General features: G+C 52.3%; 10 protein-coding genes. 6 read left to right on the forward strand and 4 right to left on the reverse strand.

What is annotated here, in order from left to right:
* The first annotated feature begins 81 nt into the window (after positions 1 to 81).
* Positions 82 to 264, forward strand: a complete 183-nt coding sequence (locus LBF86_07890; GenBank protein ID MDR0665422.1) for a hypothetical protein — start codon at positions 82 to 84, stop codon at positions 262 to 264.
* Here the strand turns inward: LBF86_07890 and LBF86_07895 are convergent.
* From LBF86_07895 to LBF86_07905, 3 genes are all read right to left on the reverse strand, one after another.
* A complete protein-coding gene (locus tag LBF86_07895; protein ID MDR0665423.1) occupies positions 238 to 1,593 on the reverse strand; it encodes a PDZ domain-containing protein in 1,356 nt (451 codons plus the stop codon). The genes LBF86_07890 and LBF86_07895 overlap by 27 nt on opposite strands.
* Positions 1,594 to 2,013: a hypothetical protein gene (locus LBF86_07900; protein MDR0665424.1), complete on the reverse strand. Its 420-nt coding sequence runs from the start codon at positions 2,011 to 2,013 to the stop codon at positions 1,594 to 1,596.
* Between the two features lie 75 nt (positions 2,014 to 2,088).
* The gene (locus LBF86_07905) at positions 2,089 to 2,343 is read right to left on the reverse strand and encodes a hypothetical protein (GenBank protein ID MDR0665425.1); all 255 of its coding nucleotides are present in this window, start codon (positions 2,341 to 2,343) and stop codon (positions 2,089 to 2,091) included.
* Between the two features lie 152 nt (positions 2,344 to 2,495).
* Here LBF86_07905 and LBF86_07910 point away from each other — a divergent pair, with 152 nt between their 5' ends.
* The 3 genes from LBF86_07910 (at position 2,496) to sppA (ending at position 5,748) form a co-directional block, all read left to right on the forward strand.
* A complete protein-coding gene (locus LBF86_07910; protein ID MDR0665426.1) occupies positions 2,496 to 3,275 on the forward strand; it encodes a thiazole synthase in 780 nt (259 codons plus the stop codon).
* 359 nt (positions 3,276 to 3,634) lie between these two features.
* A complete protein-coding gene (locus LBF86_07915; GenBank protein MDR0665427.1) occupies positions 3,635 to 4,867 on the forward strand; it encodes a metal-dependent hydrolase in 1,233 nt (410 codons plus the stop codon).
* Complete coding sequence (gene sppA, locus LBF86_07920; GenBank protein MDR0665428.1) at positions 4,867 to 5,748, forward strand: signal peptide peptidase SppA; 882 nt, start codon at positions 4,867 to 4,869, stop codon at positions 5,746 to 5,748. The genes LBF86_07915 and sppA overlap by 1 nt, the downstream gene beginning before the upstream one ends.
* A 46-nt stretch (positions 5,749 to 5,794) precedes the next feature.
* On the opposite strand, the gene LBF86_07925 is transcribed toward sppA, so the two are convergent.
* Positions 5,795 to 6,427: a protein-L-isoaspartate(D-aspartate) O-methyltransferase gene (locus LBF86_07925; GenBank protein ID MDR0665429.1), complete on the reverse strand. Its 633-nt coding sequence runs from the start codon at positions 6,425 to 6,427 to the stop codon at positions 5,795 to 5,797.
* A gap of 117 nt (positions 6,428 to 6,544) precedes the next feature.
* On the opposite strand from LBF86_07925, the gene LBF86_07930 reads away from it, so the two are divergent.
* Complete coding sequence (locus LBF86_07930) at positions 6,545 to 7,141, forward strand: LemA family protein (GenBank protein ID MDR0665430.1); 597 nt, start codon at positions 6,545 to 6,547, stop codon at positions 7,139 to 7,141.
* Positions 7,138 to 8,820: M48 family metalloprotease (locus tag LBF86_07935; GenBank protein ID MDR0665431.1), on the forward strand; the 1,683-nt coding region annotated here is incomplete at its 3' end. The genes LBF86_07930 and LBF86_07935, both read left to right, overlap by 4 nt.

Raw genomic sequence — 8,820 nt, forward strand, 5'->3', positions numbered from 1 at the left:
CCGCGCGGAGCGATAGAAGCGCGGGCGCTTCGTAATCGCGGAGGAAGGCGGGAATCCATAGAAATAATGTAATGCGATTGTTTGTTGTTTTTGCGAAATATCTGGAAATGGATTCCCGCCTTCGCGGGAATGACGGGAAGGGCGGGAATGACGCGATTTTTCACGCTTTCGGCGCGTCTGGATACCCGCGAAAACGGGCATGGCAGAGAGCCGCCGCGTTTTTGTTTGGTAAAAATCTTACTGTTGAGAGAGTTTGATTTCTAGCGCGACGCCGCTACGTATCGCCACAAAACTTTCAGGATTTCGCGCGTTGATCGCCTCCTGAAACTGCGTTAGCGACTCTACGTCGCGCCCCTCAATTTGCACGATCAGATCTCCCGCCTCTAAGCCGCTTCTTGCCGCCGCCGTTCCCGCGTCAACGTCGATTACCATTACGCCAGCCGACGTTTTGTCGAGACCTAAACGCTCTTGCCAAGCGGGAGTTAGCGTTTCAAGCGTGGCGCCGCTGTAATAAAACGTTCTTAAAGCGCCGTCTCCGCTCGTCGTTTCAAACCTGCCAACGCGTAAAACCGTTTCACGCAAACGCTCGTCGCGAAAAACTAGGAACGCAATATCGCGTTCGGCTTCGATTGTCGATAAAATTTGCTCTAAATCGGCGACATTTTCTAGTATAACGTTGTCCGCGAGCAGTAACAGATCGCCTTTCTTTAAACCCGCGTTAGACGCGGGAGAATGCGCCTCCACCGCCGTGATTAAAACGCCGTCTTCGCGCCCGAAATAACTTCTCAAATTTCGCGAAAGGTCCGATACGGCGACGCCAAGCCACGCGTTTTTTATATCCCCCGATCGCTCTATGCGTTCCGCTACGGCTTTAACGCGGTCAATCGGCAGAAAAAAACCGTCGTGCGGCTCGCGCCCCGTTTCCGCCGTTCCTCGTATATAGGTAGGCACGCCCATAAGCTCGCCGCGAGCGTTTACGATAGCGCCGCCGATATTTCCGCCGTGAATATGCGCGTCCGCGCGTATTATGGGATTGTCGCCTAACCGAAGCGAGGAGACTATCCCCATCGACGCGACCGTTTCGATTCCAAACGGGTTGCCGACGGCGAAAATCAGATCGCCCGCTTGCGCCGCCGACAGATCGGCAAAAACCGGTTCGGGCAGATTATCGCCTACGACTTTAAGAACGGCTAGGTCTAAGGATTGATCCGTTCCTAAAACTTTAGCGTCAAGCGGTTCCGGCGATCCAGCCGTTACGACTTTTAATATTGAGCGATTCCCAGCTATTTTTGCGCTTGTCGCTATTAGTCCGTCGCTAGAAATAATTACGCCGCTTCCGAGCGACGCGCGCAGCTTGTGCGCGGTAAGCCCTAATTGCGGATATTGAAAATACGGCTTAAACCACGAATCTTCGGCAAACGGAGTTCCCACCCCCGCCTCGTCGTCGTTGGTCTTCATAATATAAACCACGTTTTTCGCCGCGCGTTCCACTACCGGCGCGAACGATTCGGGTAGCTCTAATTTTCGATCAATCTCTTCGGCGCTTATGGTTGAAATCAGCGCTACAAACGGCAAAAAGAGCGAAAAACGCATCTATTTTCCGCCGCTCTTAGCGATCCGCCGCCGCGATTTGACGAGGAAAAATCCCCGCGAGCGCGCGACGCTTAATACGCGAGTTTTTTTGCGTATCGCTTGCCCGACGATACCGCGCGCGATCGTCTCCGATTTTCGATTGATAACGTTTGGCTTGAGCGTTAAGCGTTCGGCTGGACTTGAATATTTCGCGTCAAAATTATCCGTAGCGATCATAAACTCCGTCTCTTTCAAACTTGCAAGCCGATCGATATGCGATCTCATCGTCATATCCTTGCCGCTCTTCGCGGTCTCGCGCGTAATTAGCGACGCTTTTTTTTGAGCGCGAAAAAGAGCGCGTTTATTAAACAGCTTTGTAAAATCGGCTATATTTATAGAAAAATGAGAGCTTTTATCCTTAAAACATAAAAAAAGACGCATAGCCGTCGATTTCGCGATCTCTATCAAAGCGACCGAACGTTGCGCGGCGGGGTAGCCCGCGTAATTTGTTCCGTATTATTGCGCGTAAGGATTTTCTAGCGCGATAATCTTCGATTCGATTTGGCGCCTTAAGCGGCTGTTGCCGTCGCTTAGCGCTTCTAAAGCCGCTTTATTGCGCTCAAGTTTAAGGCTGACCGCGTATATTTCGTTGGCGATATATATCTTTGGGGCGAAAATCGCGAAGCCCGCTAGCATCGCGATTATTACTGGCAAAACAAACTGATCGACGCCTTTAGGCGGCTCGAACTCGTCGAAATTATCAAAGCGCATCGCAACCCTCTTGTTAAAGCTCTTTGCGCTATGGTATCAAAAAATGGGTCTGATAGGCAATTAAAAGCGCGCCGCAATCGGTTGGCGGCGCGAAGCGACGTTTTCGGCGGGCAAATCGCGGCTTTGATATGATCGCTAGATTAGGAGTTTTTATGCATTCGCTTACCGTCGGAAAACATACGTTTAGCAGCCGTTTGATTGTGGGTAGCGGCAAATATAAGGATTTCAAAACCACCCGCTTGGCTACGATCGCAAGCGGCGCGGGACTTATCACCGTAGCCGTTCGGCGCGTGAATATCGCCGATCCTAATAAAGAAAATCTACTCGATTATTTCAAGGATACGGACATAAAATTACTGCCAAACAGCGCCGGTTGCTCTAGCGCCGAAGAGGCTATCGCCACTTTTAGGCTTACGCGCGAGGCGACGGGAATCGATCTCGTTAAGCTAGAGGTGATTGGCGACGCGAGCAAAACGCTCTATCCCGATACGATCGAAACGCTTAAAGCGTGCGAAACGCTCGCGAGAGAGGGGTTCAGCGCGATGGTCTATACGACCGACGATCCGATTATGGCAAAGCGGCTTGAAAACGCGGGGGCGGCGGCTGTGATGCCTCTAGCGAGCGCCATCGGCAGCGGGCAGGGGATTCAAAATCGCTTCAACGTGATCTTTGTTAAAGAGGCGGTAAAAGTCCCCGTGATTGTCGATGCGGGCGTCGGGTGCGCTTCGGACGCGGCGATCGCTATGGAGCTAGGCGCGGACGGCGTGCTGACAAACACGGCGATCGCTCTAGCGCGCGATCCGATCTTGATGGCTGAAGCGATGAAAAACGCCGTGATCGCGGGGCGGCAAAGCTATCTCGCGGGACGAATCGCCAAAAAACTATACGCCTCCGCATCGTCGCCAAGCGACGGAATCGCGGCGCTTACATAGCCGTTTGCCTCCGCGCGAAACAAAAGCCGCGATTTGGAATTGATAAAAACGGGTTGGAAATTATCGCTTAATTGTATAATTCGTCAAGAAGGACGGACGGATTTTATAAAAAGGACGGCGAACAAAGTGAATATAAATAGTAGCGTGCGCGTCGAATCGTTTTTCGGCGCGCTCAAGCGTCCGCGCGTCGATTATTTTGGCGTTTGTTTAGGGGCAAAAGGCGATAGGCGTTTCGCTTGTTGCGCGCGGAGGTTATTTGTCGCCGTTTTTACGCGTTTTCGCGCGATAGCGCATATCGGCGCGGCAAAACCTATATGCGTTTTATCCCGATCTAAGACGAAGGTTTTCTAAATACGGTCATGAACATACTTTTAGCCGATACGATATTAACTATGGATCCGTCGCGCCCCGTATTGCGCGGCGGCGCGATCGTATTTGACGAAAATATCGTCGAAGTAACCGACGATCAAGCCGCGATCGCCAAATGGAGAGAGAACGCGCTCGTTATCGAAGGCGGCAAACGCTCGATCGCGTTGCCCGGTCTAATCAACGCGCATACGCACCTAGAGTTTTCAGCCGCCGCCGCCGAGCTAAGCTACGGCAGTTTTATCGCGTGGCTAAGCTCCGTGATCGAAAAACGCGAAACGCTTGTCAAGGGGTTGACGAAGGAGTTTATAGACGCTGTTTTAGAAGATATGCTTCGCGGCGGAACGACGACAATCGGCGCGATTAGCAGCTACGGGTTTGATCTAGATAGCTTAGCGGCGGCAAAACAGCGGGTAATCTACTTCAACGAGTTGATTGGCTCGAACGTCGCCGCGTCGGATCAGATTTTTTCGGCGTTTTTAGATAGGCTCGCTAAAAGCGACGAGCGCCGAAGCGATCGCTTTCAATCGGCGATCGCGATACATTCGCCGTATTCCGTCGCCCCGACGCTAATAAGAAAAACGATTGCTCTAGCGCAAACTCGCAACGCGCCGCTATCCACGCACTTTTTGGAGAGCAAAGGCGAGCGCAAATGGCTTGAAAGCGGCTCTGGCGAGTTTAAGCCGTTTTTTGAGAAAGTTTTCAAGTTAAACGCGCCGTTTTGTAACGCCAAAGAGTTTTTGTCGTTTTTCGCCGATACGAGAACGATCTTTACGCACTGCGCGAACGCCGCCGACGAGGAGTTGGACGCGATTGGGAATATCGGCGGGGCGATCGTGCATTGCCCCGTTTCTAATCGGCTTTTAGGTTGCGGTTTGCTCTCGCTTGAAAAGGTAAAGAATCGCGAGATTCCGTATCTGATCGCCACCGACGGATTAAGCTCTAACTACTCGCTTAATCTTTTTGGCGAACTAAGATCGGCGCTGTTTATGCACGAAGGGCTTGATCTGCCGCTTTTGGCGCGCGATCTGTTAAGGAGCGTTACCGATTCGGCGGCTAGGGTTTTGGGGTTAAACGCGGGGCGTTTGGCGAGCGGTTACGCGGCGGATATTATTTCATTCAGGTTGCCTAGCGACGCGAACGACGACGCGCTTTTGCCGCTTCATACGATTTTGCGCGCGCCAGAGGCGATGGACAACATATTTATCAACGGGGAGAGAGTCTGATGGCGGAGTTTTTTAAAAAGCTGTTTTACCTTATTACGGCGCCGATCGCGTTTATTCAAAATCACTTCAAAGCGGTTTTGCTTGTGCTGATCTTCGCGCTTGCTTTACTGTTCTCTCAGTCGGAGCGACAGCCGAATCTATACGTAATCGAGCTGTATGGAGAGATTTTTGACGCCTCTGAATTTTTGGCGAACGTAGAGAAGGCTAAAGCCGAACACGTCAAAGGCGTTTTGCTTGTGGTGGATTCCCCCGGAGGGGCGATCGCTCCAAGCGTGGAGATGATGATGGCGGTGCGCGATCTAAGCCGAAGAAAGCCCGTCGTGGCTTACGCTTCGGACGTTATGGCGAGCGGTAGCTATTACGCTTCGGCGTGGGCGAACGAGATTGTCGCCAATCCGGGCGGACTTATCGGTTCGATTGGCGTAGTGATCGAGGGCGCGAATATGTCTAAGCTGTTAGATACGATCGGCGTTAAGATTAACGTGGTCAAGGCGGGCGAATATAAAGAGGTCGGCGCCTTTTACCGCGATCCTACGGCAGCGGAACAGGCGCAACTCGAAAGCCTGATCGAAGATATTTACGATATGTTTGTTTCCGACGTGGCGCAGGCTAGAGGTTTGGACGTCGCGAAATCCAGCCAGTTTGCCAACGGGCGCGTTTTCACTCCAAAACAGGCGCTTAACGCGCGCCTAATCGATCATCTCGGAGGCATAAACTTTGCAAAGGAGCGGCTTATCAAGCTCTCTAAAGTCGATAATCCTATCTGGAACGAGAAAAGCAATATGGAGAAGTTGTTAGAAGGCGTTAAAAAGGAGGCGAAACTATTAGCCGCCGATCTGCTAACGCAGAAGATCAAAGCTAAAATGGAGCTAAATCCTTAGCTTAGCCCGCTCGCCGAAACTTTGACGCCGAGCGAGACGGCGCGTTTTAGCGCCGATCTTTTTCCACGCCGCCTAGCATAGGGACAAAGGAACAGTCGCCCAGCGTTTCTTTTGCGATCGCGCCGCTTTCTCGTTTAACGATCCGCGTTATTTGCCCGTCGATCGGAGCGACTAAAACGCCGCCCGCCGCAAGCTGTTCTAAAAGAGGCGGCGCTATGGTTCTCGTTTCGCAACTAAGCAGTATCCGATCAAAAGGCGCGTAAGTTTTCCAGCCGTTATGCCCGTCGTCAAAACGAACGTTGACGTTAAAATAGTTTAGCGCCCTAAACCGCGCCTTCGCCTCGATCGCCAGCCTCTCGATCCTTTCGACGGTAAAGACGCGGCGCGCCACGCGGCTAAGTATCGCCGCCTGATAGCCGCTCCCGCAACCGATCTCTAAAACTCCGTCCGCGTCGTCCGCGTCGAGCGCCGCCGTCATTTTGGCGACGGTTAGCGGAGAGGAGAGGCGTTGATTCGCGCCTATGGGCAGCGCGTCGCAGGAGTAGGTTAGCCGCTCCAAACCCGCCGGAATAAAAAGCGATCTATCGACTTCGGCGAAGGCGTTTAGCGTTTTTCGCGTGAGCGCGAGCTTTTGAGCGAGTTCGGCGGCAAAAACCGCCTGCGCTTGGTTTAGGGGCATAGGACTCCTTTGTCTGTTTTCGCGGCGTTAGTTTATCTATTTTAAGGCAAACGCTAACTCGTCAATTTTGAGAACTAAAAAGATAAAATACCCGACGATTAACTTAGGAGGCAAAGAATGGTAGCGGATATTGTTGTAGCGGCGATTGTCGCGCTGATTGTAATCGTCGTCATAGTGTCGTTTAATAAGCTCGTCGCGCTTAAAAACGGCTATAAAAACGCTTTCGCGCAGATCGAAATGCAGCTAAAACGCCGTTACGATCTTATTCCAAACCTTGTTGAAACCGTCAAGGGTTATCTAACGCACGAACGCGAAACGTTACAATCGGTGATCGAAGCGCGAAATCAGGCGTTTGGCGCTCTTTCGGCGGCGAAAAAAGCCGCCAACAGCGCCGAATCGATCGCCGCGTTGGGAGACGCCGAAGAGGCTTTGCGCGGCGCGCTCTCAAAGTTGAACGTCGTGGTGGAAGCCTATCCCGATCTTAAAGCGAATCAAAATATGCTAGCTTTACAAGAGGAGCTTACCTCCACCGAAAATAGAATCAGTTTCGCAAGGCAGGCATACAATGATTCGGTTACGGATTTCAACGCCTACCGCCAATCCTTTCCGCAAAACTTGTTCGCCTCTTTGTTGGGCTTCGATAAAGACGCGGGATTGCTTGAGTTTGCCGATAGCGCCGTATTTCAAGAGCCGCCAAAAATTAGTTTTAAATGAACTTTCGCGAGCGGCAACGTTTAGCTAGGCGCAACTCGGCGCGGCTTATCGCGCTTTTTACGCTTAGCGTTTTTACCGTCGTCTTTTCGATCTGGTATATGGGCGCGGCGATCAATCGCGTGATCGTCGGATCCGCCAGCGTCGTTTACCCTGCCGAGTCCGTCGGCGAGCTTGCGCAAAGGTTACGAGCGGAAGAGGCGCGCGGCGGCGCGCCCCGCCGCGATAGGAGCGGAGGTTTTTTTGTCGATCCGCTTCTCCTCTATTCCGAAACCGACGGCGATATTACCCTGCTACTTGTTTTCGCCGCGCTTATGATGATCTTTTTTGGCGGCTCCAGTATGGAGAACAGACTTAAAGGCGACGGAAACGCCGTAGCCAAAGCCTTAGGCGCGCAACTAGCTTCGCCCTTAGAGCCAAGCCGGAAGCGGTTGATCAATATCGTAGAGGAGACGGCGCTCGCAAGCGGCGTTTCGTCTCCAAGCGTCTATGTTTTGCGCGACGACGAGGCGATCAACGCTTTGGCGGCGGGCGAAAGCCCCAAAAAAGCGGCGATTGTCGTTACAAGCGGCGCGTTACGATACCTAAACCGCGACGAGCTTCAAGGGGTGATCGCCCACGAGTTCAGCCACATTCTTAACGGGGATATGAAACTAAATATGCGCGCGGCATATCTGCTTTACGGGCTTGCGTTTATCAGCGAAACGGGCGCGATCGTTTTTCGTCGCGACGAAAGCGACGAGGATAGAGTAGTAAATCCGCTTTTAACGGCGACTTTCTTTATCCTTATCCCGCTTTTTATTATCGGCGTCGTCGGGGAGATATGCGCCTCCGCTATCAAGTCCGCTCTCAACAGACAGCGCGAGTTTCTAGCCGACGCTTCGGCGGTGCAATTTACGCGCCAGATCGACGGCATAACGGGCGCGCTAAAGAAGATCGGCGGCTTAAAATCGACGATCAAAACGCCGCTCGCCCTAGTATTCAGCCACTTCTTTTTCGCTTCGGGAGTAATAAACATATTCGGCTCGCACCCTTCGCTAGAGGAGCGAATCCGACGCGTCGATCCAAAATGGGATCGGCAATTTATTATTCCCAAAGCGATAACATACTTTGACGACGAACCGGCGCCGCCCGCGCGCCAAAACGCGGCGGAGTTAGCCGACGCGACGCTTTTTCTTGACGCGCGAAACGACGGCGAATCGAGATCGAGCGGTAGCTCTGTTGATAACGAGCCGACGCGGGGGATATATCGGCTTAAAAAAACCGCCTTCGCGCCCGTTTTGCCTCAGATCGACAGGTCGTCTTCTACCCCTATCGCCCTAAAAACCGCCGCGTCGGCTTGCGAGGATAGCCAAGAGAGCGATCCGCTCTCGCTCGCTCGCGCGTATATAGAGGCTATCTATCCGTATCTACGCGATCGAGCCTTAGACCCCCTAAGCGCAAGGTGGATTATCTACGCGCTGTTAATCGACGCGGACGAAAAGACGGGCGCTAGGCAGAGAACGATAATCGCGAAAAGAGTCTATATAGACGAGTTTGATAGGATAGAGAACGCTTTGTCCTCTCTTAAACGCGAGCATATAGTTCATTTAATTTTTCTTTGCGCCAACGCGCTAAAAAGCCTAACTTTCGATCAGTATATTCGCTTTAGAGAGGGCGCCGAACTTTTGATCGAGGAGGAC

The organism is Helicobacteraceae bacterium, from assembly GCA_031258155.1.
Taxonomy (GTDB): domain Bacteria; phylum Campylobacterota; class Campylobacteria; order Campylobacterales; family SZUA-545; genus JAIRNH01.

Coding starts and splice junctions, on each gene's coding strand:
- LBF86_07895 (MDR0665423.1), bottom strand. CDS start 1,593: ATGCGTTTTTCGCTCTTTTTGCCGTTTGTAGCGCTGATTTCAACCATA.
- LBF86_07900 (MDR0665424.1), bottom strand. CDS start 2,013: ATGCGTCTTTTTTTATGTTTTAAGGATAAAAGCTCTCATTTTTCTATA.
- LBF86_07905 (MDR0665425.1), bottom strand. CDS start 2,343: ATGCGCTTTGATAATTTCGACGAGTTCGAGCCGCCTAAAGGCGTCGAT.
- LBF86_07910 (MDR0665426.1), top strand. CDS start 2,496: ATGCATTCGCTTACCGTCGGAAAACATACGTTTAGCAGCCGTTTGATT.
- LBF86_07915 (MDR0665427.1), top strand. CDS start 3,635: ATGAACATACTTTTAGCCGATACGATATTAACTATGGATCCGTCGCGC.
- sppA (MDR0665428.1), top strand. CDS start 4,867: ATGGCGGAGTTTTTTAAAAAGCTGTTTTACCTTATTACGGCGCCGATC.
- LBF86_07925 (MDR0665429.1), bottom strand. CDS start 6,427: ATGCCCCTAAACCAAGCGCAGGCGGTTTTTGCCGCCGAACTCGCTCAA.
- LBF86_07930 (MDR0665430.1), top strand. CDS start 6,545: ATGGTAGCGGATATTGTTGTAGCGGCGATTGTCGCGCTGATTGTAATC.